This window comes from Streptomyces sp. NPDC017979, assembly GCF_044328175.1.
GTDB lineage: Bacteria > Actinomycetota > Actinomycetes > Streptomycetales > Streptomycetaceae > Streptomyces.
This window is the reverse complement of the sequence record NZ_JBIRGU010000017.1, coordinates 147,028-171,489: the sequence shown is the minus strand read 5'-3', so window position 1 is coordinate 171,489 and position 24,462 is coordinate 147,028. Positions and strand designations below refer to the sequence as shown.

Below are 24,462 nucleotides of genomic sequence, written 5' to 3'. Positions count from 1 at the left end.
CAGCGGGGATCGTTGGCCTCCTTCGGATTCAAAGCAATGGTGCAATGGTGCGCAATGCCGTACTGCGCCGCGCGGTAGGGCTCCCAACCGAGCAGAGCGTCGAAGTAGTCGACGAAAGACTGCGGCGACGTGCGGGGCTGACCGAGCCAGAACGACGGCTCGACCAACGCCCGCACCCCAGCCCCGTACATCGCCTCGTAATCATCCGTAGTACGAGAAGTCATGTGAATGTGAGGATCGAAGATGCGCATGGGCTCATACCTCCTCGAACCGCGGGGACGGCTCGGCTGTCAGGGCGAGGACGCGGTGCAGGTCGTCGGGGACCGTGCGGTGGGCGGCGGTGCGCTCGGCCGCGTAGTCGCGCAGCATCCGGGCGAGTTCGCCGTCGCCGCGGGCCCGGCGCACCAGGGAGTCGACGGCGTCCAGCGGCACGCCGGTGAACAGGCACTTGAGGACGGCGTGCCGCCAGGCGTGCGCGTCCAGATGGGCGGCGGCGTACGGGCCGACGGCCGCGGCCACCAGCCGACCGTCGTTCGTCCGCAGCGCGTCCTCGACCAGTGGCAGGGCGACGGCGGGCGGGGTGAGGGCGTCCAGGTAGGGCAGGGCCAGCAGCGCCGCGCGGCGTTCGGCGCCGGTGCCCTGCCGGTAGAGCCGGGTGACGGTGTCGGGGCCGGCGTGGGCCTCGATGAGGAGCAGCACGCGGGCGGAGTCGACGTGGTCGGGCTCGGGTCCGCAGTGGCGGCCGGCGGCGGCGTAGCGCAGTTCCCAGGGCGCGTGGGCCGCGGCGGCGCCCTCGGCGGCCGCCGCGAGCGCTTCGGCGAGTGCAGCGGCGAGCCAGGTGCGGGCGGCGTCGTCGGGGAGTGCCGCGGTCAGCTCCCGGCGGGACATCAACATGCGGGCGCTCCCTTCGCGTTGGCGCGCAGGAACTCGATGGAGGTGCGGGCCAGTTCGGGGCCGGCGTGGGAGTGGCGGGGCAGTTCGACGACGGTCAGGCCCTGGTAGCCGGTGTCGGCGAGGGCGTCCAGCACGGGCGGGAAGTCGATCTCGCCGTCGCCGAACGGCAGGTGTTCGTGCACACCACGCCGCATGTCCTCGATCTGGACGTGCCGCAGCCAGGGGGCGGCGGCGCGGACGCACTCGACGGGGGTGCGCTCCTCCAGGCACTGGCAGTGTCCGATGTCGAGGGTGAGGCCGAGTTGTTCCGGGTCGCCGACGAGGGTGCGCAGGTGGTGGAAGTCGTCGAGGGTGGCGAGGAGGTGGCCGGGTTCGGGTTCGATCGCCAGCGGTACGCCGGCGGACTCGGCGGCGTCGAGCACGGGGGTGAGGGAGTGCGCGAGGCGCTGCCAGGCGGTGGCCGGGTCGGTGCCGGGCGGGGTGGTGCCGCTGAAGCAGTGCACGGCGCGGGCGCCGAGGTCAGCGGCCACGCGCACGGCGGTGACGAGCAGGTCGACGCGGGCCGCCCGGTCCGCCGGGTCGGGGTCGATCAGCGACGGGCCGTGCTTGCGGCGCGGGTCGAGGACGTAGCGGGCGCCGGTCTCCACGGCGACGTCCAGGCCGTGGCGGGCCAGCAGTGCGGCCGTCTGCCGGGTGCGTTCGGCGAGGCCGGGCGCCACCGGGTCCAGGTGCATGTGGTCGAGGGTGAGTCCGACGCCGTCGTAGCCGAGGTCGGCGAGGAGCGCGAGGGCGTCGCCGATGCGCAGGTCGGTCAGGCCGTTGGTGCCGTAGCCGAACCTGAGCTCGTTTCGGTGGTGCGTACGGCTCATGTGGGGCTCACCTTCCGCGCGAGCTTGCGGGCGATCGGGACGAGGGCCAGCAGGGCGGGTCCGACAACGTTGCCGCTGCCCCGGGCGCGGGCGGCGAGCGCGGCCTGGAGCGGGATCATCGCTCGGATGCCGCCGCCGACGGCGCGTCGGGTGAGCGGGGGTGACGGGTTGAGTGCGGCGTGGGCGTACGGCACGGCGGCGGCCCGTACGTAGCCGACGCCGAGTGCGGTCGCCACTGGTCTTCCGTCGCGCGCGGTCGCCGCGCCGATGGCGAGGGTGGCGCCGAGCGCGCCCAGGGGCGCGAGGGTGGATCCGCCGTGCACCTCGTGCTGCGACACGGCGGTGACGGCGTAGGTGTGGGCCCCGAGCAGCAGCGCGGCGGGCAGGGCGCGCGCGAGGCGTTCGGGTGTCGTCGCCGTCGGCGGGAGTGGGACTGCCGGTCGGCCGGCGACGATTCCGGGGGTGCGAGCGGCAGCCGACGGGGTGGGTGTCGTACGGGCTCCTGACGGTTGGGCCACTGCGGAGGCGGCGGCAGGCGCTGCCGTCACGCGCGCCGGGCTGACGCCGGGCCGCGGAGCCCGACCGGTGCGGCGCGCCGGGTGCGTCGCCGTGGCCGTCGCGCCCATCAGCAGGTCCAGGGTGCGGGCCGCGGCCATCGTCGCGGGGGCCGCCTTCGTGTGCTTGAGGCGCAGGTCGTACGACCAGACCGTGGCGGCCAGCGCGGTGGCGACCGTCAGGGTGGGTCGGCCGGCGCGGGCCGCGAGGGTGAGGCCCGCGGTGGTGAGGACCGTGGCCGCGGTCAGGGCGGCGCCGGGCGCGATGCGCCCGGAGGGGATCGGCCGCTCGGGCCGGTCCGCGGCGTCCTCGGCGCGGTCGGCCCAGTCGTTGAGGGCCATGCCCGCCTGGTACAGGCACAGGGAGGCGCCGACGGCGAGGGCGGTGCCGCGGTTGGGGCGCAGTCCGGCGGCGGACGCGCCCGCGAGGGCGTCGCCGGGGACGGTGAACAGGGCGGAGACCCGGAGCAGTTCCGCCCAGGCCCGGGCGCGGGCCCGGAGCGGGGTCCCCGCGTCCCGGGGACGCGCCGACCGCGCCCCCGGGACGTCTCCACCGGCCGCCCGGCCGGGGTCGTGGGCCCGGGACGCCCGGCTGCGCAGGCGGTCCCAAGGGCGGGTGCGGGGACGGGCGGACGAGCCGCTGCCCGGGCGCGGGGCCGTCGCGCGGCCCAGCAGGGTCACCGCGGCTCCCGCAGGCGTTCCGCGAACGCGAGCAGTTCGCCGTACTGCTCGGCGAGCGCCGCGGACGTGCCGTCGGGGTCCTTGAAGTAGAAGCCGAGTTCGGTCAGCGGCCCGCTGAGGCCCACCGCGTGGGCGCGGGCGGCCAGTCGCGCGAGGTCGAGCACGAGCGGCGCCGCGAGCGCCGAGTCGCACCCCTGCCAGATGGTCTGGAGGACCATCCGCGACCCGAGGAAGCCCTCGAAGGCGATGTGGTCCCACGCAGTCTTCCAGTCCCCCAGCGCGGGCACGTCGTCGATGTGCACCTCGCCTTCGGGCGCGGCGCCGAGGACGTCGGAGAGCACCCGTTCCTTGCCGGCGTTCTTCGCCGCGGCGGCCGCGGGGTCGGCCAGCGCCGCTCCGTCCCCGCCGCCCAGCAGGTTCGTGCCGGACCAGGCGCGTACGGCCAGGGCGCGTTGCACGAACATCGGGGCGAGCACGGAACGGAGCAGCGTCTGGCCCGTCTTGCCGTCGCGGCCCGCGTGGGGAAGTCCGCGGGCAGCGGCGGCGGTCAGCAGGTCGGGGGTGTGCAGCCCGGTGGAGGGGGTGAAGTTCACGTAGGGGCAGCCGGTGCGCACGGCGGCGGACGCGTAGAGGGAGCTGGGGGCGAGCCGCGGTGCGTCGGGCGTCGGCACCGGTTCGGTGCTGGAGACGTTGATGACCACGACGCGGGCCAGGTCCAGGCGGTCCCGGAAGTCGACGAGGTCGGCGGCGAAGGCGGCGATCAGCTCTTCGTCGCTGCGGGTGTCGCCGGGCAGCGGGCCGCCGGGGCGGATCTCGGCGTCCGCGACGGCGAGGTCGCCGGCCACGGCGCGGGCCAGCCCGTGCGGCAGCACGCCGGCCGCGGTGAGCTCTTCGGCGCGCTTGGGCAGCGGGGCGCAGGCGACGTCGTGGCCGCCGAAGACGAGGGAGGGCAGGGCGGGCAGCGCGGACCGGGCGAACGCCGGGGTCTCGGTGGCCATGCCCGTGGGCGGGTGCAGCCCGGCGGTGATCGCGGCGCAGCCGGTCACGGCCGTGGTGGCCACGGACCCGCGCGCTCCGACGAACCAGACTCCGGTGCGTACTTCTTCGTTCGACACGGACTGCCTCCCTGCCTTGTTCACGTGCTCGTGCTGAGGGGGTGGAAGGTGGTGAGTGAGTGGGGGACGGCGGGCGGTGGTACGGCGCCTCCCCGCCCGCCGCCGTCTCAACTGGCCTGCCTAGGAAGGCAGCTCCTTGAGGGTGATGTTGCGGAAGGACACCTGGTCGTTGGCCCCGTGGTTCTGGAGGCCGATGTAGCCGTCCTTCAGGCTGCGGGCGGGATCGGTGTTGGTGAAGTCGTTGATCTTCGCGCCGTTCAGAAAGACCTGGAGGCGCTCGCCCTGGACCTTGATCTCGTAGGAGTTCCACTGGCCCGGGGGCCGCAGCACCCGGTCGCGGGCCTTGAGGTCAGCCGACTTGGCTCCGTAGACCGCGCCCGTGGTGCGGTCCGGTGCGTCGGTCGCGTCGATCTGGATCTCGTAGCCCTTGGTCACGGCCGACCAGGGGTCGTCGGAGGCCGGGAAGCCCACGAAGATCCCGGAGTTGTCGTCACCGGCCATCTTCCAGTCCAGCTTGAGGCTGTACGACTTCAGCTCCTTGGCCTGGTACCAGAGCAGGCCCATGCCGCCTTCGGAGCGCAGCTCGCCGTCGGCGACGGCGAACTTGCCGGGGCCGGCCTGCTTCCAGCCGTTCAGCGTCTTGCCGTTGAAGATCGTCCGCTCGCCCTTCTGGGGCTTGCAGTCGGCCTTCACCTGACCGCTGGCGTAGCGCAGCCCGCCGAGCAGGTGGTCGCGGAACGCGGGCTCGGCGTACGACTCCTTGGTGTGGCCGCCGCCGGTGTAGAAGGACCGGCCGCCCTCGTAGGTCTGGCACCAGGCGATGGGGTGGTCGCCCTTCATGGTGCCGCCCTGGTAGGTGGTCTCGTCGAGGGAGGCGAGGACCCGAGCCTGGTCACGCGGGTTGGTGGCGTAGTCGTACCACTCGTCGGTGCGGACCCACTCCTTGTCGAGGTGCTTGGTCGCGGGGTGCTGGTGGTCCTCGACGCGCACGGTGGCGGACTGGATCTGCGGGTGGCTGGAGAAGTAGGCGCCGACCAGGCCGCCGTAGAACTTCCAGTCGTACTCGGTGTCGGCCGCGGCGTGGACGCCCATGTACCCGCCGCCGGTGGCGACGTAGTTCTCGAACGCCTTCTGCTGCTCGGCGTTGAGCACGTCACCGGTGGTGGAGAGGAAGACGACCGCGTCGTAGCGGGCCAGGTTGCTGGTGGTGAACTGGGCGGCGGACTCGGTGGAGTCGACCGTGATGTTGCTGGTCTTGCCCAGCTCCTTCAGGGCCGCGGTGCCGGCCGGGATGGAGTCGTGGCGGAAGCCGGCCGTCTTGGAGAAGACGAGGACGCGCTTGGCGGTCCGGTCCACGGGGGTGTTGGAGAGTTCGAAGTCGTCGACGTCGTACAGGGCTCCGGCGCCGCCCTTGAAGACGAGGAACAGTTCGGTGGACTTCTTCGGCACGGAGCGCAGCGGGATGTCGACGTCCTGGAAGGTCTCCCAGCCGCCGGTCACCGGGATCGGCCCGGAACCGAGGATCTTGCCGGTCGGGGAGCCGGTGCGGACTTCGAGGAAGCCGCCGGCGCCGCCGGAGGAGATCCGGGCGGTGAGCTTGGTGGCCCCGGTGAGGTTGTACGGCTTGAAGGAGATCCAGTCGTCGTTGTCGATGTCGCCGACGGTCTTGCCGCCGTTGGCGTTCGGCTTGTCGTAGGTGCGGATGCCGGACTGGGCGCTGAAGTGCTCGGCCTGCCGGTGGCGCGGCTGGAGCTGCACCTGGTCGTTGGCGCTCAGGGCCTCCTGGCCGCCACCGGCGCGGTCGGTGTACTCGGCGACGAGCACGCCGTAGATGTTGGCGTTGGGGTCGTGGCCGCCGTCGCCGGGCGTCTTGATGGTGCCGGAGCAGCCGTTGGCGGAGGTCAGCTTGTGGGCGTGGCTGTCGTGGCCCAGGAAGTAGCTGACGGTGACCTTGCTGCAGTCGACGCCGCCGGACGCCTGGTCCTCGGGGTCGGTCACCTTCACCTTGAAGGGCACCTCGTCGCCGAAGGCGAAGAGGGCTCCGTCGGCCGGGGCCTGGAGTTCGACCTTCGGGGCGGTGTTGCCGACCACGACGCGGATGCTGGCGGCGCCGGTGCGGCCGGTGGGGTCCTTCACCGTGAGGGTGGCGGTGTAGGTGCCGTTCTTCTTGTACGTGTACGTGGGGTTCAGCTCGGTGGACTTGCCGCCGTCACCGAAGTCCCACGCGTAGGTCAGCGGGTCGCCGTCCGGGTCGGCGGTGCCCTTCGAGGTGAAGCGGACCCGCAGCGGCGCCTTGCCGGAGGTCTTGTTCGCCTGTGCCTCGGCGGCCGGCGAGCGGCCTTCGGTGGCGTTCTCGATGCGGTACAGCGCGGAGTGCTCGTTGCCGCCGAACCACGCCGTGCCGTAGTCCAGCACGTACAGCGCGCCGTCCGGCCCGAACTGCATGTCCATCACCTGGGTGCCGCTCCACGGGAACGGGTTGATCTTGGCGACGGAGCCGTCGTCATTCTGCTCGATGCGCTTGATCCAGCGCCGCCCGAACTCCCCGGCGAAGTAGTCGCCGTCGTACGCCTCCGGGAACTTCACCGGCGACGGGTTGTTCGCGTCGTAGCGGTAGACGGGGCCGCCCATCGGGGACTCGCCGCCGGTGCCGAACTCGGGCACCGAACCGCCGTCGTACGGTATCCACGCCTTCTGCGCGGGCGGCAGGTCGACGAGGCCGGTGTTGTGCGGCGAGTCGTTCTTCGGCGCCTTGCAGTCGAAGGTGGCGCCGGGCTGCTTGGCGGCGAAGTCCCAGTCGACGTAGGGCTGGTTGAAGGTGTTGCACAGCGGCCAGCCGAAGTTGCCCGGCTTGTCGACCTTGAAGAAGCCGACGGCGCCGGCGGGGCCGCGCTTGGGGTCGGCGTTGGCCGCGTCCGGGCCGTAGTCGCCGACGTACGCCGTGCCGGTCTTCTGGTCGATGCTGAAGCGGAACGGGTTGCGGAAGCCCATCGCGTAGATCTCGGGCCGGGTCTTCGCGGTCCCGGGGGCGAACAGGTTGCCCTCCGGGACGGAGTACGAGCCGTCCGCGTTCACCTTGATGCGCAGCAGTTTGCCGCGCAGGTCGTTGGTGTTGCCGGAGGTGCGGCGGGCGTCGTACGCGGGGTTGCGGCCGGGGCGGTCGTCGATGGGGCTGTAGCCGTCGGAGGCGAACGGGTTGGTGTCGTCGCCGGTCGACAGGTAGAGGTTGCCCTGGGCGTCGAAGTCGATGTCGCCGCCGACGTGGCAACAGATGCCCCGGGTCGCGGGGACGTCCAGGATCTTCTTCTCGCTGGTGGCGTCCAGGGTGCCGTCGGCCTTCAGGACGAACCGGGAGAGCCGGTTGACGCCCTCCCACTTGGCGAACTCCTCCGGGGTGCCCTCGTTGGGGGCGTCGCCCGCGGGGGTGTCCATCGGCGGCGCGTAGTAGAGGTACACCTGACGGTTCTCGGCGAACTTCGGGTCCAGGCCGATGCCCTGGAGGCCCTCCTCGTCGTGCGAGTACACCGGGATCTTGCCGACGATCCGGGTGCTGCCCGCGTAGTCGGTCATCCGCAGCTCGCCGTTGCGGGAGGTGTGCAGCACGCTGCGGTCCGGCAGCACCGCCATCGACATGGGCTCGCCGGTCTCGGCGGCGCCCTTGGCGAGGGTGATCTGCTGGAAGGAGTCCGCGGCGGGCTCGGGGGCCGCCGCGGGGTCGGCCGCTGCCGGCTGGACGGTGAGGCTCAGTGAGGTGGCGGCGAGGAGTCCGCCGGTGAGGAGCGCGATCAGTTTGCGCGCTCGGGGTCTGGTTCTCTTCGGGTGCACGAATCTCCTCCGGGATGGACCGGTTGAACGGGCGGGGTGCCGTGGAACCGGAGTGCGCCGTCACACCGGGGACCACACCTAAGTCCTGTACACATCAGGGACGGTAGACGGGTTCGTCCTGAACGGAAACCCCTTGTGCAGCGGTTGAGTTCACTTTCCCTCAAGCCAGGACAAAGCAGGTTCGGGGCAGGGTGGACCGACCCGGCGGCGCCGTCGGCCGCCGGGTCTCCAGCTGCTCGGTAGCTGCGGGGGGGGTGTTAGTCGTTGCTCCCGAAGGCCGCGTCGAAGGAGGCGGCGGGCGGGTCGAAGTCGAACTGCTTGAGATGCGCGAGGGCCTGCGGCGCACCCGTGAGCCGGTCCATGCCGGCGTCCTCCCACTCCACCGAGATCGGGCCGTCGTAGCCGATGGAGCGCAGCATCCGGAAGACGTCCTCCCAGGGGACGTCGCCGTGGCCGGCGGAGACGTAGTCCCAGCCGCGCCGCGGGTCGCCCCACGGCAGGTGGGAGCCGAGCCGACCGTTGCGGCCGTCCAGGCGCTTGCGCGCCTCCTTGCAGTCCACGTGGTAGATCCGGTCCCGGAAGTCGTACAGGAAGCCGACCGGGTCCAGGTCCTGCCAGACGAAGTGGCTGGGGTCGAAGTTCAGCCCGAAGGCGGGCCGGTGGTCGACGGCTTCGAGGGCGCGTTGGGTGGTCCAGTAGTCGTACGCGATCTCGCTGGGGTGCACCTCGTGGGCGAAGCGCACGCCCTCCGCGTCGAAGACGTCGAGGATCGGGTTCCAGCGCTCGGCGAAGTCCTCGTACCCCCGGTCCACCATGGACTCGGGCGCCGGCGGGAACATCGCCACCAGGTGCCAGATGGAGGATCCGGTGAAGCCGACGACGGTGTTCACGCCGAAGGCGGCCGCGGCCCGTGCGGTGTCCTTCAACTCGTCCGCGGCGCGGCGGCGCACCCCTTCGGGGTCGCCGTCGCCCCAGATGCGGGCGGGCACGATGTTCTGGTGGCGCTCGTCGATGGGGTGGTCGCACACGGCCTGTCCGACCAGGTGGTTGGAGATCGCCCAGCACTTGAGGCCGTACTTCTCCAGCAGGGCGTGCCGGCCCGGGATGTAGTCGGGATCGGCGAGCGCCTTGTCCACTTCGAAGTGGTCGCCCCAGCAGGCGAGCTCCAGCCCGTCGTAGCCGAAGTCACGGGCGTGCCGGCACACCTCCTCCAGGGGCAGGTCGGCCCACTGGCCGGTGAAGAGCGTGAACGGACGTGACATGTCCTCTCCTGACTTCCCTGTCCGCGTGCGTGTGGTCGTCGTTGCTCTCGGGTGCTCGTCGTTGTTCCTGTCCCGTCGTGCCGCCGCTCATCCCGACTCGGCCGGTACGGGGACGTAGGACGCGTTCTTGTCGGCGCTCTCCTCGACGGCCGCGAGCACCCGCTGCACCTGGAGGCCGTCGGCGAACGACGGCGCGGGCTCGGTGCCGTCGGCGATGGCGTGGAGCAGGTCGCGGGCCTGGTGGGTGAAGGTGTGCTCGTAGCCGAGGGCGTGGCCGGGCGGCCACCACGCCTCCAGGTAGGGGTGGTCGGCCTCGGTCACCAGGATCCGCTTGAAGCCGGCGGAGGCGGCGGGCTCGGTGTCGTCGTGGAAGGAGAGCTCGTTGAGGCGCTCCAGGTCGAAGGCGAGGGAGCCGCGTTCGCCGTTGATCTCGAAGCGCAGGGAGTTCTTGCGGCCGGCCGCCATCCTGGTGGCTTCGAAGGAGGCCAGGGCGCCGGAGGCGAGCCGTCCGTTGAACAGGGCGGCGTCGTCCACGGTGACCCGGCCCGTGGTCCGCTCACCGCCGGAGGCGACGGGCCGCTCCTTGACGAAGGTCTCCGTCAGCGCGGACACCCCTGCCAGGTGCTCCCCCGCCAGGAACTGCGCGAGGTCGACGATGTGGGCGCCGAGGTCGCCGAGCGCGCCCGAACCGGCGCTCTCCTTGCGCAGCCGCCAGGTCAGCGGGAAGGCCGGGTCCACCAGCCAGTCCTGGAGGTAGGTGAACCGCAGGTGGCGCAGGGGTCCGAGGGCGCCGCCGGCAATGAGCTGGCGGGCGTAGGCGACGGCGGGCACGCGCCGGTAGTTGAACCCGACCATCGCGACCTGGCCGCGCGCCCGGGCGCGCTCGGCCGCCGCCACCATCGCCCGCGCCTCGGCCACCGAGTTCGCCAGCGGCTTCTCGCACAGCACGTGCTTGCCCGCCTCCAGCGCGGCGATGGCGATCTCCGCATGGGAGTCGCCCGGCGTGCAGACGTCGACCAACTGCACGTCGTCCCGGGCGATGAGGTCGCGCCAGTCGGTGACCGCCGCGGCCCAGCCGTGCCGGTCGGCCGCGGCGCGCACGGCTGACGGATCACGTCCGGCGATCGCGGCGAGCACCGGCTTCGCCGGCACGTCGAAGACGCGGCTCACGTTGCGCCAGCCCTGGGAGTGGGCGGCGCCCATGAAGGCGTATCCGACCATGCCGACGCCGAGAGTCGGCGGTGCGGCCTCACTGTCCCGCTGTTCCATACGGATTCCTCCTCGTCGGTCTGCTCGGTGGGGGCGGGCGCACCGGTCAGATGAAGCCGGTGGGCAGGTACTGGTCGACGTTGTCCTTGGTGACGACGGCGGAGTACAGGGTGATCGAGGCCGGGATCTCCATCTCGGCCATGCCGCCCACGCCCTTGCCCTGGGCGACGGCCCGGGCGATGTCGATGGCGGAGGCCGCCATCGTCGGCGGGTAGAGCACGGTCGCCTTCAGCACGCTGTTGTCGGCCTTGATGGCGTCCATCGCGGACTTGGCGCCGGCGCCGCCCACCATCAGGAAGTCCTTGCGGCCGGCCTGGGCGATGGCGCGCAGGGCGCCCACGCCCTGGTCGTCGTCGTGGTTCCAGAGCGCGTCGAACTGGCTCTGGGCCTGGAGCAGTTGGGCCATCTTCGCCTGGCCGGACTCCACGGTGAAGTCGGCGGCCTGCCGGGCGACCTTCTTGATGTTGGGGTAGTTCTTCAGGGCGTCGTCGAAGCCCTGGGTGCGCTGCTGGGTCAGTTCGAGGTTGTCCACCCCGGCGAGTTCGACGACCTTGGCGTTGGCCTTGTCCTTGAGCTGTTCGCCGATGAAGTTGCCGGCGTTCAGGCCCATGCCGTAGTTGTCGCCGCCGATCCAGCAGCGGTACGCCTGGGGCGAGGCGAAGATCCGGTCCAGGTTGACGACGGGGATGCCCGCCTTCATGGCCTGGAGGCCGACCTGGGTGAGGGCCTTGCCGTCGGCGGGGAGGATGACGAGGACGTCGACCTTCTTGTTGATCAGGGTCTGGACCTGGCCGATCTGGGCCGCGGTGTCGTTCGACCCCTCGGTGATCTCCAGGGTGACGTCGGAGTACTTCTTCGCCCGCTGCTTGGCGTTGTCGTTGATGGCGTTGAGCCAGCCGTGGTCGGCCTGCGGGCCGGCGAAGCCGATGGTGACGGCCTTGCCCGGCTTGTCGTCGGCGACCGGCGCGTTGGCGGGCGCCGGTGCGTCCTTCTCCTTGGGGTCGTTGCTGGTGCAGGCGGTGAGCAGGGCGGTCGCGGAGACGGCGGCCGATCCGAAGAGGATGCCTCTACGGCTCGGTGTGGAGTTCTTTGGCATGGCGGACGGACCCTTCCGACGGGGCGGTGGTGGAGGGTGGTGCGGGGGCGTGGCGGGGCGGGTGCGCGGTCAGGCGTCGCCGCTGCCGCGCAGCGTGCGGTGCTGGACCAGGACGGCGGCGACGATGATCGCGCCCTTGGCGATCTGCTGGACCGCGGTCTCCAGGTTGTTCAGGGCGAAGATGTTGGTGATCGTGGTGAAGATCAGGACGCCCAGCACGGAGCCGACGATGGTGCCGCGCCCGCCGCTGAGCAGGGTGCCGCCGATGATCGCCGCGGCGATGGCGTCGAGTTCGTAGAGGTTGCCGTTGGTGTTCTGGCCGGAGCCGGCGAGCACCACCAGCATGAACGCGGCGATCCCGCAGCACAGCCCGGACAGCAGGTACAGGTAGAGCCGCTGGCGCCGGACGTCGATGCCGGCGAGGCGGGCGGCCTCCGGGTTGCCGCCGATCGCGAAGGTGCGCCGGCCGAAGGTGGTGCGGTTCAGCACCAGCCAGCCCACCAGGACGACCCCGGCGAAGACCAGCACCAGCGGCGGGATGCCGAGCACGTACGCGTCCTTGACGCCGAGGTCGAGCACCGAGTCGACGGTGACGATCTGCGTCTTGCCGTCGGTGATCTGGAGGGCGAGGCCGCGGGCGGAGGCCAGCATCGCGATGGTGGCGATGAACGGCACCATCCCGCCGTAGGCGATCAGCAGCCCGTTCACCAGGCCGCACCCGAGGCCGACGACGACCGCGGTGAAGAGGATGCCGGCGAAGCCGTACTCCTGGGTGGCGACCGTGGTGGCCCACACCGACGCCAGCGCCACCATCGCGCCCACCGACAGGTCGATGCCGCCGCTGGTGATCACGAAGGTCATGCCGACGGTGACGACGCCGATGATGGACGCCTGGGTGAGCACCAGTTGCAGATTGCTGGTGGCGAGGAACTCGTCGGGCTTGGTGAACCCGCCGACCACGATCAGCGCGGCGAGGACGCCGAGCAGCGACAGGTTGCGCACGTCCAGGCGCAGACCGAGGGAGCGCCGCGGACCGCCGTCGTGCGGCGGGGACTTCACGAGGCTCGGCGCGTCCTGGCGCGCCGCGGATGCTGGCTGCGTCATGCCGTCGGGTTTCCTTCCATCACGAGGTCGAGTACGCGGTGCTCGTCGAGGTCGCGGGCGTCGGCCGCGTGCACGACGCTGCCTTCCCGCAGCACCAGCACCCGGTCGGCGAGGCCCAGCACTTCGGGCACTTCGCTGGACACGAGGAGGACGGCCAGGCCCTCGTCGGCCAGCCGGCGGATCACGGCGTAGAGCTCGGCGCGCGCCCCGACGTCCACCCCGCGGGTGGGTTCGTCGAGGAGCAGCACCTTGCAGCCGCGCAGCAGCCAGCGGGCGAGCACGGCCTTCTGCTGGTTGCCGCCGGAGAGGGTGCGGATGCGGGCGTCGGGGTTGTCGGGGCGCAGGGAGAGCTCCCGGGTGGCTGCCTGCGCGGCGGTGCGCTCCGCCTTGCGGTCGATCCAGCCGGCGCGGGAGAAGCGGGAGAGGGAGGAGATGGAGACGTTGCGGGTGACGGACTCGATCAGCAGCAGCCCCTGGGCCTTGCGCTCCTCGGGGGCGAGGCCGATGCCGGCGTTGACGGCGGCGCGCACGCTGCCGGGCCGCAGGGGCGCGCCGTCGATCAGGACGCGTCCGGCGGTCGGCTTGCGGGCGCCGTAGATCGTCTCCAGGATCTCGGAGCGGCCGGAGCCGACGAGGCCGGCGAGCCCCACGATCTCCCCGGGGTACAGCTGGAGGTCGAGGGGGGCGAACTCGCCCTTGCGGGCGAGCCCTTCGGCGGCCAGCACCGGGGTGCGCGGTGCGGCGTCGGCCGGCGCGTCCTGCGGGGCGGGGCGCTCGGGGAACACGTAGGCGACGTTCCGGCCGGTCATCATGGAGACGACCTCGCTCGTCGGCGTCGACTCGGCGGGCAGTCCACCGGCCACGGCCCGGCCGTCCTTGAGGACGGTGACGCGGTCGCCGATGCGGCGGATCTCCTCCAGCCGGTGCGAGATGTAGACGACCGCGACGCCGTCGGCGGTGAGGTCGGCGACGATCCGGAAGAGGTTGTCGACCTCGTCGGGGTCGAGGGCGGCCGACGGCTCGTCCATGACGATCAACCGCACCTCGTGGGAGAGGGCCCGGGCCATGGAGACGATCTGCTGCTGGGCGGCGGAGAGGTCGCCGACGAGGCGGGCTGGGTCGATCTCGGGGTGGCCGAGGCGCTGGAGGAGTTGGCGGGTGGCGGCCCGCGCCGCGCCGCCCCTGATGACGAAGCCGGCGGTGGTGGGCTCGTGGCCGAGGTGGACGTTCTCGGCCACCGACAGCCCTTCGACCAGGTCGAGTTCCTGGTAGATGGTGGCGATGCCGAGGCGCATCGCGGCGATGGGCGACTTGAGCTGGACGGGCTCGCCGCGCCAGGTGATGGTGCCGCCGTCGGGCTGGTGGGCGCCGGCGAGCACCTTGATCAGGGTGGACTTGCCCGCGCCGTTCTGGCCGAGGAGGCAGTGCACTTCACCGGCCTGGACTTCCAGGTCCACGCCGTCGAGCGCGCGGACGCCGGGGAACGACTTGGTGATCCCGGACATGGTGAGCAAGGGTGGTTCTGGTGCCATGACAAATCCCCTCGGCGGGTGCTGCCGCACGGCGGTGCGGCGCGGTCCGCGCGGCGGGGCGCGGACGCACGGTGCGGTGCGGCGTGGGTACGTGTGGGGGGCACTCGTGGTGGACGGTTGAGGGCGCTCACGAGGAGCGTGCGGGTGCCCGTGCCGACTGGTGGCACGTGTTACCTGGTGCGGTTGCACGGGGGTGGATCGAGGGTGCGGCGGCGCTGTTCGTCCGTGGTGCAGGGGCCGGATGCAGATACGGGTGCGGTACCGGTGGCGCTTGTGGCGCCGGTAGTACTGCACATGGCACTGGCATTGGTGCTGGTGCTGGTGCTGCGATTGGTGCGGGTGTACTGGTGGTGCAGGTGTTGCGATTGGTGCAGGTGTACTGGTGGTGCGCGTACCGCGCCGAGCCCGGGGTCAGGCCGGCGAGAACAGGTGGTCGCTGATGAGCCGGGCGGCGCCGATGACTCCGGCGACGGCGCCCAACTCGCCCAGCACGATGGGGAGGTTCCCGGTGGCCAGCGGGAGTGACTGCCGGTAGACCTGGGTCCGCACGGCGGCCAGCAGGGTGTGGCCGAGGCCGGTCACCCCGCCGCCGATCACCACGAGCCCGGGGTTGAAGAAGCTGACGAGCCCGGCGATGACCTGACCCACTCGGTTGCCGCCCTCGCGGATCAGCTCGATCGCCGCGGCGTCGCCGGCCGCCGCGGCGGCGGCCACGTCGACGGCGGTGAGCGGGCCGCCGGCGGCGAACCGCTCGGCCAGTTCCGGCGAGCGCCCGCTGCGGGCGGCCTCCTCGGCGTCGCGGGCCAGCGCCGCGCCGCTGAAGTGCGCTTCCAAGCAGCCCTTGTTGCCGCAGGCGCAGGCCCGTCCGTACGGGTCGACCTGGATGTGGCCGATGTCGCCGGCGCTGCCGGTCGTGCCCCGGTAGACCTCGCCGCCGACGACGATGCCGCAGCCGATGCCCGTACCGATCTTGATGCAGAGGAAGTCGGCGACGGAGCGGGCGACGCCCGCGTGCTGCTCGCCCATGGCCATCAGGTTCACGTCGTTGTCGACCATGACCGGGCAGCCGAGGTCCTGGCTCAGCGCCTCGCGGACCGGGAAGCCGTCCCAGCCGGGCATGATCGGCGGGGCGACCGGGACGCCCTCGGGGTAGCGGACGGGGCCGGGGACGCCGATCCCCGCACCGTCGAAGCCCTCCGCGAGGCCGGTGGCCTTGAGCTTGGCCGCCATCGACAGCACTTGCTCGAAGATCGCGACCGGTCCTTCGCGGACGTCCATCGGATGGTTGAGGTGCCCCAGCACCTCCAACTCCGCGTTGGTGACCGCGACGTCTATCGATGTGGCACCGATGTCCACGCCGAGGAAGCGCAGCTCGGGGGCGAGCCGGATGTTGTGCGAGCGGCGCCCGCCGCGCGATGCGGCCAGGCCGTCCGCGACGACCAGCCCGGTCTCCAGCAGCCGATCGACCTCGACGGCGAGCTTGGACCGCGACAGGTCCACCAGGTCGCCCAGTTGGGCGCGGGAGTTGGGGCCTCCGTCGCGCAGCAGCCTGAGCAGCCGCGCCTGATGCGCGTTGGCGGGTCGAGCGGTCATGCGCCTCATTGCCCCTCCCCTCCCCTGCCATCGGCGTGGGGACCCTGGTGGCCCTGACTGATCAGGCTTTCGAGGGGAACGTAGCAGTGCTTTCACCGAGTGGGAAGAACTTGAGCGGAGTTCAGCACCAACTTTCTCCACACCCTGGACAAAGCCTGGTTGACGCGAGGACGATCCTGTCGACGGCCCCCGGAAGGACGGGGAGGTTGTTAGCTTTCGTCCTGCTTGCCGCCCGAGGAAGGGGCGGCGGCGAGGAGGTCGAGCAGCCGGTCGAGGAAGACCACTTGGCCGGCCACCAGCTTTTCGCGCGCCTGCGCGACGTCCACCCACGCCACCCGGTCGATCTCCGGGAACTCCTGGATCCGGCCCGAGCGCGGCGGCCACTCCATGGTGAAGGTGCCCGGCGCGACCGAGTCGAGGTCCACCTCGCCGGCGAGCGCCCAGAGCGTCACCACCTTGCCACCGGACTGACGGCTCTTCCCGAGCGGCAGCCAGTCGCCTTCGGGCGGGGCGAGGCCCAGTTCCTCCCGGAACTCCCGGCGGGCCGCCGCCGTCGGCTCCTCGTCCGGTGCGTACTCCCCCTTGGGGAAGGACCACGCCCGCTCGTCCCGCTTGGCCCACAGCGGACCGCCCATGTGCCCGATGAGCACTTCGACGTCGTCCCCCGTGGTTCTGCTCCCGCCGCCCGGGCGCCGGAACAGCACCAGGCCCGCACTCCGCTTCGCCGCCATGCGGCCAGTGTGCCGGCCGCCCCGGGCCCGCCCGGGTCGAACCGCCGTACTCAGGGGCAGGCGACGACCTGTCCCCCGTACGACAGGTTCCCGCCGAAGCCGAACAGCAGCACCGGCGCGCCCTTCGGGATCTCGCCCCGCTCGACCAGCTTGGAGAAGGCCAGCGGGATCGACGCCGCCGAAGTGTTGCCGGAGTCCACGACGTCCCGCGCGACGACCGCGTTCACCGCGCCGATCCGCTCCGCGATCGGCTCGATGATCCGCAGGTTCGCCTGGTGCAGGACGACGCCCGCCAACTCCTCGGGCGCCACCCCCGCGCGCTCGCAGACGCCGCGCGCGATCGCCGGCAGCCGGGTGGTGGCCCAGCGGTACACGGTCTGCCCCTCCTGGGCGAACCGCGGCGGGGTCCCCTCGATGCGCACCGCGTGTCCCAGCTCCGGCACCGATCCCCACAGCACCGGCCCGATGCCCGGCCCCTCGGGGCCGCTCGCCTCCACCACCGCGGCGCCCGCGCCGTCGCCGGTCAGCACGCAGGTGGTGCGGTCGTTCCAGTCGGTGATGGCGGTCATCGCGTCCGCGCCGATGACCAGGGCGCGGGCCGCGGCCCCGGCCCGTACGGCGTGGTCGGCGGTGGCGAGTGCGTGGGTGAACCCGGCGCAGACCACGTTCAGGTCCATGACGGCGGGCGCGCCCATGCCGAGGCGGGCGGCGACCCGGGCGGCCGTGTTCGGGGAGCGGTGCTCCGCGGTGGAGGTGGCGACGACCACCAGATCGACGTCCGCCGGCGCGAGGCCGGCCGCGGCGAGGGCCTTCGCTCCGGCGTGCGCGGCCAACTCGTCCACCGGCTCGTCCGCCGCCGACTTGTGCCGGGTGCGGATGCCGACGCGGCTGCGGATCCACTCGTCGCTGGTGTCGACCAGGTCTGCCAGGTCTTCGTTGGTGAGCACTGCGGCGGGCTGGTGGTGTCCCAGGGCGACGATGCGCGAGCCGGTCATGGGCGGGGGTCCCCTTTCGAGGGCGTTCGACAGAACCAGTCTTGGCGGCTACCACCTGGTACGACGCTAGGTGACCCGACAGGATTACCACCCCATTTTCTGTAGCCTCACCCCAGCACCCGGGCACCGGGGGCCCCGGCGGGACCCGCGCGCACGGACGTGGCGGACAATGGCCGGACGACACGGCCTCGGACGTGTCCGCCACGAGGACCAGCGAGAGAACCGGGATCGATCACCATGAGACGGGTCACCGAGCGCCGCCGCACCCTCCGCATCAGGGACGGCGCCGTCTCCGCGCGCCCGGACACCCTGGTGGCCGAGGAGCCGCTGGAGATCCGGCTCAACGGCCGTCCGCTGACGATCACCATGCGCACCCCCGGCGATGACTTCGCGCTGGCCACCGGCTTCCTGGTGAGCGAGGGCGTGGTGGCCGCGGCCGAGGACGTCCGACAGATCCAGTACTGCGCCGGCACCAACGACCGGGGCGAGAACACCTACAACGTGGTGGACGTCCGGCTCGCCCCCGGCGTGCCGGTCCCGGAGACCGGCCTGGAGCGGCACGTCTACACCACGTCGTCGTGCGGGCTGTGCGGCAAGGCGAGCCTGGACGCGGTCCGCACCACGGCGCGCTTCCCGATCGCCGACGAGCCCCCGCTGCGGGTCTCCCCCGCGCTGCTCGCCGCGCTGCCCGACCGGCTGCGGGCTGCGCAGCCCGTCTTCGCTAAGACCGGCGGGCTGCACGGGGCGGCGCTGTTCTCCGAGGACGGGGCGCTGCTGGACGTGCGCGAGGACGTGGGGCGGCACAACGCGGTGGACAAGCTGGTGGGCCGGGCGGTGCAGAACGGCGGGCTGCCGCTGTCCCGGGCGATCCTGCTGGTGTCGGGGCGGGCGTCGTTCGAGTTGGCGCAGAAGGCGGTGATGGCGGGGATCCCCGTGCTGGCCGCGGTGTCCGCGCCGTCGTCGCTCGCGGTGGACCTGGCCGAGGAGACGGGGCTCACCCTCGTCGGCTTCCTGCGCGGGGCGAACATGAACGTGTACGCAGGACAGCAGCGCATCGACCTCGATCAGCCGCGGTGATCCCCGGCCGGGCGGCCCGCGGGTAACGACCGAACCGCAGTGTCGGGACCGTACAGATTCGGTGGAGGTTCCATCCCCGCTCGGTTACCCACCGGTCAGAAGTCCGTCCGGCCCTTCCCCTTGTGCCCGGATTTCTGCGTCTGACCTGTCGTGATGCCATTCGTCCAGGCTTTTCGAACGCTCCGCCCGGGGCTTCGGCGGTGAGGTAGCGTCGCGGCGCTGTGCGGAGCGCCACGAGGAGCAGTCCATTGCGCGAGTTCACCGTCCCCCCTCTCGACGCGCCCCCGCTGGTCGGTGGATTGGCCGACGCAGTCTTCGACCGCGCCGAGCGCGACCCCGGGCGCATCGCGGTCTGTCGCAAGGACGCCGCCGGCGACTGGGCCGAGGTGACCGCGGCGGGCTTCCGCGACGAGGTGCTGGCACTGGCGAAGGGGCTCATCGCGGACGGGGTGCGGTTCGGCGACCGGGTCGCGCTGATGTGCCGCACGCGCTACGAGTGGACGCTGTTCGGCTTCGCGATCTGGACGATCGGCGCCCAGTCCGTACCGATCTACCCGACGTCCTCCGCGGAGCAGGTCTGCTGGATCCTGCTCGACGCCGAGGTCTCGGCCTGCATGGTGGAGCACGAGGACCACGCGATGACCGTGGGGTCGGTGGTGGACCGGCTGCCGTTGCTGAAGCGGCTGTGGCAGTTGGACACCGGCGCGGTGCCCCGGCTGCTCGACGCCGGTCGGCACATCGACGACGAGGTGGTGCACCGGCACCGGCGGGCGGTGACCCCGGACTCGACGGCCACGATCGTCTACACCTCCGGCACCACCGGCCCGCCGAAGGGCTGCGTCATCACCCACGCCAACTTGATGTACGAGTCGGACACGGTGACCGAGCACTGGGGTCCGGTGTTCCGTTCCCGGCCGAACGAGGAGCCGTCCACCCTGCTGTTCCTGCCGCTGGCGCACGTGTACGGGCGGATGGTGGAGGTGGCGGCGGTGCGCAAGGGGGTGCGCTTCGCCCACCAGCCGGTGCTGCGGGCCCAGGAGGTGCTGGCGGACCTGGCGACCTTCCGCCCCACCTTCTTCCTGGCCGTGCCGTACGTCTTCGAGAAGATCTTCGGCGCGGCGCGGTGCCGGGCCGAGGAGGCGGGCAAGCTCGCCCCCTTCGACAAGGCCGTGGAGGTCGCGGTGCGGTACGCGGAGGCGGTGGAGCACCGGGCGTTCGGCATCGGCCCGGGCCCGTCGACGGCGCTGCGGATGCAGCACCAGTTCTTCGACCGGGCGGTGTACGCCAAGCTGCGGGCGGCACTCGGCGGCCGGGTCCGGCACGCGATGTCCGGCGGCTCCGGGATGGACCGTCGGCTCGGGCTCTTCTTCGAGGGCGCCGGCGTCACCGTCTTCGAGGGGTACGGGCTGACGGAGACGACGGGTGCGGCCGTCGCCAATCCGCCGCGGGGCACCAAGTACGGCACGGTGGGCCGGCCGGTGCCCGGGACGTCGGTGCGGATCGCGGAGGACGGCGAGGTGTGGCTGAGCGGCCGGCAGTTGTTCACCGGCTACCACGGGGACCCGAAGTCCACCGGTGCGGTGCTGCGCGACGGCTGGTTCGCCACCGGGGACCTCGGGGTGCTGGACGACGACGGCTACTTGACGATCACCGGGCGGAAGAAGGAGATCCTGGTGACCTCCGGTGGCAAGAGCGTGTCGCCGGTGGCGCTGGAAGAACGGGTGCGCTCGCATCCGCTGGTGGCGCAGTGCCTGGTCGTCGGCAACGACCGGCCGTTCGTGGCGGCGCTGGTCACCATCGACCCGGAGGCGGTGGAGCACTGGCTCCGGATGCGCCGCAAGCCGTTGCCGCCGCCGGCGGAGTTGGTGCGCGACCCCGAGTTGGAGTCGGAGATCCGACGCTCGGTGGTGGCGGCGAACACCACCGTGTCGCAGGCGGAGTCGATCCGCACCTTCCGCATCCTGGCGCACCCCTTCAGCGAGGAGCACGGGCTGCTGACCCCGTCCCTGAAGCTGAAGCGACGCGCGATCGAGGAGGCGTACGCGGCGGAGGTGGACGCGCTGTATCGGTGACGGCGGCTTCGCCGTGCGGCGCGCATTTCCGGTCCCGGTCGCGCGGGGCCCGTCCGGGCGGGCGGTTGGCCTCGGCGGGTGCGGTTTCGCCGTGCGGCGCGCCGTGTTGTCGCGTCTGCGGCTGTTCGCGCAGTTCCGCCCTCTCGGCCCCAGGGGCCTGGGGGACCCTCAGCACCACCTGATTCGCCGCCCCGTCGCCATACCTGCGGGACGAGGGTCTTAAGGGCGCGGGGAAGTGCGCGAACAACCCGCCACCGGCCGGTAGGGACCAACGCTCCCACGGGGAACGGCGGGTCCGTCCACGGGCGCCCCGGGAGGGAATCGCGCAGACGCCCTACGCAAGCGCCGCCGCGATCAGGTCGTGGACGAAGGTGTCGTCCGCGGGCCGGTTCTCCTTGAGGCGTTCGAGACCACCCGCGTCGAACCAGCCGTACGCCGTGTGCTTCCCGGCCTCCAGCACGGGCCGCTCCAGGTCGCCGGCGACGTCCACGACGAAGTCGGCCTCGTGGCGCAGCCCTTCGCCGTCGTCGCCGGTCCAGGTGGCGACGCCGACCAGCCGTCGTACCCGCCGCAGGTGCCAGCCGGTCTCCTCCTCGACCTCCCGCGCCAGCGCCACCAGCAGGTCTTCGCCCGCTTCGACGTGGCCGCCGACGACGTCCCAGGAGTCGGGGAAGAGCCGTCGGTCAGGGCCGCGCTTCTGGGCGAAGACCTCGCCCCGCTCGTTGCGGATCAGCGCGCCGACGGCCCAGCGTTCGCCCTCCTTCGGCTGCGGCAGTTCCACGTCCGGGTCCACGGAGTAGGAGGTGAGGTCGGCGACGACCGCGGCGTGGTCGGAGGGCCAGACGTCGTCCACGGGGCCGTCGCCGGCGCGGCGCACGGCGTGCACGCGGCCGGGCCCGCCGGGCCCGGTGAGCCCCACGTGGACGTAGTCGACGCGGGAGCTGAGGGGGAAGGTGCGGGCGACGTGCGGATTGGCCGCGTCCCAGGTGGCGGCCGGGGCGTCCGGTGCCGCGTACTCCCAGGTGTCCAGGAGGACCAGCCCGCCTGCCGCGGGTGCGGTCCGGTAGCCGCCGAGCAGCCGCATCTCGTCGGAGTCGGGAAGGGCGTTGTAGTCGCCGGTCACCACCGGCGGGAAGGCGTGCCCCCGGGCGCGGGACGCGACGAAGGAGGCGAGCGCGGTGACCTGTTCGCACCGTACGGCGGACTCGTGCGGAGCGGAGTTCAGATGCGTGGTGAAGAACGGCAGCGGGCCGGTGGGCGCGTCCAACAGCGCGTGCAGCACGATCCGGCCGTCGTCCTGGCCGTCGGCGGCGGGCAGCGTCAGCACCTCGCTCGCCAGGACGGGCCAGCGGCTGAGCACGGCGAGCCCCACGCCGTGGCGGTCGTCGCCGGCGCGCCGGTGCCAGCGGTCCGGCAGCCGGTACGGAGCGGCGACGACGTGCATCCCGAGCCGCTCGGCGAGCCGGTGCGCGAGGCCGTCGCCCGAGTCGTCGAGCCAGACCTCCTGGAGGCCGACCACGTCCGGCCGCGTCCGCTCCAGAACGCGCGCCAGCGCCTCCTGCCGCTGTTCGAAGGGGCCGAAGCGCCACCACACGTTCCACGTCATCACACGGATCATGAAACGCAGCCTGTCAGAGGCCGGGCAGGGCCCCGACCGGTTCGCGCCAACCGGCTGCGCGGGCCGCCTGCCGGCCCGGGCGCCGGGTCGCCCCCGGGTGTGGAGTTTCGGCCGAATACGTCCGACCCCCTGATGGTGCGGCCGTGTTGATCCCACAATGCCGGCCATGAGATTCAGCTACGCGATGCTGCCGGACCACCCCGTTGCGGAGGCCCTGGCGGCGATCGAACTCGCCGACGAACTCGGTTTCCACGCCTGTTACGCGGCGGACGAGACCTGGCACAAGGACCTGTGGGTGCTGTTCGCCGCAGCGGCGGCCAGGACCCGGTCGATCCGGCTCGGCCCCAGCGTCTCCCCCGTGCTGCTGCGCGAGCCCACCCACATCGCGCAGGCGCTCGCCACCCTGGACGAGGTGTCGGGCGGGCGCGCGGAGGCCGTGCTCTCCAGCGGCAACACCGGTCTGCTGGAGCAGTACCGGATCGACCCGGCGCGCGCGAAGCCGCTGTCGCGCACGAAGGAGGCCCTGCACGTGGTGCGGACCCTGCTGGACGAGGGGGCCATCACCTTCGAGGGCGAGTTCTACGCGTACGACGGGCTGTTCACCTTCGCCCGGCCCGTGCAGGAGCGGCTGCCGCTGAAGCTCGGCGGGATGCGGGGGCCGCGGACCTTCGAGGTCGCCGGGGAGTTCTCGGACGGCTGCCACCACGCGCTGAGCTACACCAGGGAGGCGTACGCGTACATGGTGGAGCACCTGAAGGTCGGTGCGGAGCGCGCCGGGAAGGACGTCGCCTCGTTGGACATCGGCGCCTGGGTGGTGTTCGCCACCGCGAACGACTCGGCGGCGGCGCGGGAGGCGGCGCGCAGCATGGTCGGCATCTACGCGTCCGCGATGTCCGACGAGCAATTGGTGCGCAACGGGGTGGACCCCGCGGAGTTGAAGCCGGTCGTGGACGCGATCCGGGTCGGGGACCTGGCGCGGGGCATCGAGCTGACGAGCCCCGGGGTGACCGAGCGGCTGTCGATCTCCGGCACCCCCGAGGAGTGTGCGGAGAAGATCCGCACCGAATTGGCGCCGGCCGGGGTGAACCACGTGATCTGCGGGATCACCGACCGGACGCTGGTGCGGGCCTTCACCGGGCGGGACCTGCCCGAGGTCCCGCCGGCCCGGGAGCAGTTGCGGCTGATCCACGATCGGATCATGCCCGCCTTCGCGTGACGCGGTGCGCCGGCCGGGACCGTGGCGGTCCACGCCCTGGTCCAGGTTCCGGTCCTGGTCCACGTCCTGGTCCAGGTCCCGGCCGGCGACGCTCCGCCTCGGCTTCCTAGACGAGTTGGTAGCCGCGCATGTTGGTCAGGAGCAGGTGGCAGTTCTGGAGGGAGCCCGAGTTGTCGCCGAGGGACCGGTAGATGCCCCACTTGGGCCGGACCCGGTCCGCGAGGAAGGTGTCCACGCCGTTCTTCGACGCGTCGATCACCGTCTTCCCGCCGCTCTTGAGGATCCAGCGGACCGAGCCGGACGTACCGTTGCCGATCTTGATCTGGAAGTCCACGTCGGTCCACTTGTCGTGGAGCGGGGCGAGGTCGGTGCGGCCCACCAGGGTGTTGGAGGTGAAGATCTTCAGCTCGATGGTCTGCCGGCCGCCGTCGCGCCGCAGCGACTGCACGATGATCGGCGACGAGCCGGCGCCCGGCTGCTTCATCTGCATGATGTGGGTGAACGTGCTCGTCGCCTTCAGCGCGGCGGGGATGAACATCGAGTACGTCACGCGCCAGGTCTCGCCGCTCTTCCAGCGCAGGAACGAGTCGCCGGAGCGACAGCCGGTGACCTCGTGGCGCTGGCGGTCGGTGCTGGTGTCCCGGTCCTGGGTGTGCATGGTGAAGCGGAAGTTGTCGCCCTCGGTGGTGATGTGCGGCCCGTACGAGGTGTGCGAGTCGGCCCGGTCGTCCTCCAGGGTCTCGAAGGCCCGCAGCTTGTCGACGGCCGCCGACGGCGACCAGCGCAACTGCCACTGCGCCGCCCGCGCCGCGCCGCGGGGGTCGGCGGCGGCCGGGGGCACCAGCCCCGGGAGGCCGGCCGCGGCCGCGCCGCCGATGGCTGCGCCGAGGATCGTCCTGCGTGATGCGGTCATGATCTACACCTCACTGCCGGCTGTTCGTTGATGATGAGGAAGGCAC

Annotated in this window: 18 protein-coding genes and 2 pseudogenes; 3 read left to right on the top strand and 17 right to left on the bottom strand. The window is 72.2% G+C overall.

Translation table 11 applies throughout. The annotated features are described in order from the left end of the window. The 14 genes and pseudogenes from ACH4E8_RS31995 to ACH4E8_RS31930 all read right to left on the bottom strand — a co-directional run. A pseudogene (locus ACH4E8_RS31995) lies at window positions 1-251 on the bottom strand (hydrolase TatD); the annotation flags it as partial. Between the two features lie 4 nt (window positions 252-255). Then, window positions 256-894, bottom strand: coding sequence for an EboA domain-containing protein (locus ACH4E8_RS31990; protein ID WP_398454899.1), 639 nt, complete (start codon window positions 892-894; stop codon window positions 256-258). Then, a complete protein-coding gene (locus tag ACH4E8_RS31985; protein WP_398454898.1) occupies window positions 888-1,763 on the bottom strand; it encodes a sugar phosphate isomerase/epimerase family protein in 876 nt (291 codons plus the stop codon). Before ACH4E8_RS31985 ends, ACH4E8_RS31990 begins: the two co-directional genes overlap by 7 nt. Beyond that, the gene (locus ACH4E8_RS31980) at window positions 1,760-2,992 is read right to left on the bottom strand and encodes an SCO3242 family prenyltransferase (protein WP_398454918.1); all 1,233 of its coding nucleotides are present in this window, start codon (window positions 2,990-2,992) and stop codon (window positions 1,760-1,762) included. Before ACH4E8_RS31980 ends, ACH4E8_RS31985 begins: the two co-directional genes overlap by 4 nt. 2 nt (window positions 2,993-2,994) lie before the next feature. After that, window positions 2,995-4,113 carry an inositol-3-phosphate synthase gene (locus ACH4E8_RS31975; protein ID WP_398454896.1) on the bottom strand — a complete coding sequence of 373 codons (1,119 nt, stop codon included), beginning with the start codon at window positions 4,111-4,113 and terminating at the stop codon, window positions 2,995-2,997. A 120-nt stretch (window positions 4,114-4,233) separates the two neighbouring features. Then, window positions 4,234-7,938 carry a ThuA domain-containing protein gene (locus ACH4E8_RS31970; RefSeq protein WP_398454895.1) on the bottom strand — a complete coding sequence of 1,235 codons (3,705 nt, stop codon included), beginning with the start codon at window positions 7,936-7,938 and terminating at the stop codon, window positions 4,234-4,236. A gap of 257 nt (window positions 7,939-8,195) precedes the next feature. Then, window positions 8,196-9,200, bottom strand: a complete 1,005-nt coding sequence (locus ACH4E8_RS31965) for a sugar phosphate isomerase/epimerase family protein (RefSeq protein WP_398454893.1) — start codon at window positions 9,198-9,200, stop codon at window positions 8,196-8,198. Window positions 9,201-9,287: 87 nt separating this feature from the next. Next, on the bottom strand, window positions 9,288-10,469 hold the full coding sequence (locus ACH4E8_RS31960; protein ID WP_398454891.1) for a Gfo/Idh/MocA family protein: 1,182 nt from the start codon (window positions 10,467-10,469) through the stop codon (window positions 9,288-9,290). A 46-nt stretch (window positions 10,470-10,515) separates the two neighbouring features. Then, window positions 10,516-11,565 carry a substrate-binding domain-containing protein gene (locus tag ACH4E8_RS31955; RefSeq protein ID WP_398454889.1) on the bottom strand — a complete coding sequence of 350 codons (1,050 nt, stop codon included), beginning with the start codon at window positions 11,563-11,565 and terminating at the stop codon, window positions 10,516-10,518. A 69-nt stretch (window positions 11,566-11,634) separates the two neighbouring features. After that, a complete protein-coding gene (locus ACH4E8_RS31950) occupies window positions 11,635-12,669 on the bottom strand; it encodes an ABC transporter permease (protein ID WP_398454888.1) in 1,035 nt (344 codons plus the stop codon). Continuing rightward, on the bottom strand, window positions 12,666-14,201 hold the full coding sequence (locus ACH4E8_RS31945; protein WP_398454887.1) for a sugar ABC transporter ATP-binding protein: 1,536 nt from the start codon (window positions 14,199-14,201) through the stop codon (window positions 12,666-12,668). Before ACH4E8_RS31945 ends, ACH4E8_RS31950 begins: the two co-directional genes overlap by 4 nt. A 411-nt stretch (window positions 14,202-14,612) precedes the next feature. Then, window positions 14,613-15,794, bottom strand: coding sequence for an ROK family protein (locus ACH4E8_RS31940; protein WP_398454886.1), 1,182 nt, complete (start codon window positions 15,792-15,794; stop codon window positions 14,613-14,615). A gap of 209 nt (window positions 15,795-16,003) precedes the next feature. Beyond that, window positions 16,004-16,525 (bottom strand): NUDIX domain-containing protein, encoded by a 522-nt coding sequence (locus tag ACH4E8_RS31935; RefSeq protein WP_398454884.1) that lies wholly within the window; start codon window positions 16,523-16,525, stop codon window positions 16,004-16,006. A gap of 50 nt (window positions 16,526-16,575) precedes the next feature. Then, the gene (locus ACH4E8_RS31930) at window positions 16,576-17,520 is read right to left on the bottom strand and encodes a beta-ketoacyl-ACP synthase III (RefSeq protein ID WP_398454882.1); all 945 of its coding nucleotides are present in this window, start codon (window positions 17,518-17,520) and stop codon (window positions 16,576-16,578) included. 237 nt (window positions 17,521-17,757) lie between these two features. Between ACH4E8_RS31930 and fdhD the strand changes: the two genes are divergently transcribed. Further along, window positions 17,758-18,597, top strand: coding sequence for a formate dehydrogenase accessory sulfurtransferase FdhD (fdhD, locus tag ACH4E8_RS31925; protein WP_398454880.1), 840 nt, complete (start codon window positions 17,758-17,760; stop codon window positions 18,595-18,597). 248 nt (window positions 18,598-18,845) lie between these two features. Then, complete coding sequence (locus ACH4E8_RS31920; protein ID WP_398454879.1) at window positions 18,846-20,669, top strand: AMP-dependent synthetase/ligase; 1,824 nt, start codon at window positions 18,846-18,848, stop codon at window positions 20,667-20,669. Between the two features lie 334 nt (window positions 20,670-21,003). Here ACH4E8_RS31920 and ACH4E8_RS31915 read toward each other — a convergent pair whose 3' ends face one another. Both ACH4E8_RS31915 and ACH4E8_RS31910 read right to left on the bottom strand, forming a co-directional pair. After that, window positions 21,004-21,450, bottom strand: coding sequence for an NUDIX hydrolase (locus ACH4E8_RS31915; RefSeq protein WP_398454917.1), 447 nt, complete (start codon window positions 21,448-21,450; stop codon window positions 21,004-21,006). Window positions 21,451-21,471: 21 nt separating this feature from the next. After that, window positions 21,472-22,287: pseudogene (locus ACH4E8_RS31910) on the bottom strand (endonuclease/exonuclease/phosphatase family protein); the annotation flags it as partial. A gap of 166 nt (window positions 22,288-22,453) precedes the next feature. Between ACH4E8_RS31910 and ACH4E8_RS31905 the strand changes: the two are divergent. Then, a complete protein-coding gene (locus tag ACH4E8_RS31905; RefSeq protein ID WP_398454878.1) occupies window positions 22,454-23,503 on the top strand; it encodes an LLM class flavin-dependent oxidoreductase in 1,050 nt (349 codons plus the stop codon). A gap of 106 nt (window positions 23,504-23,609) precedes the next feature. Here ACH4E8_RS31905 and ACH4E8_RS31900 read toward each other — a convergent pair whose 3' ends face one another. Then, complete coding sequence (locus tag ACH4E8_RS31900; RefSeq protein WP_398454877.1) at window positions 23,610-24,416, bottom strand: Tat pathway signal sequence domain protein; 807 nt, start codon at window positions 24,414-24,416, stop codon at window positions 23,610-23,612. Between the last annotated feature and the right edge of the window lie 46 nt (window positions 24,417-24,462).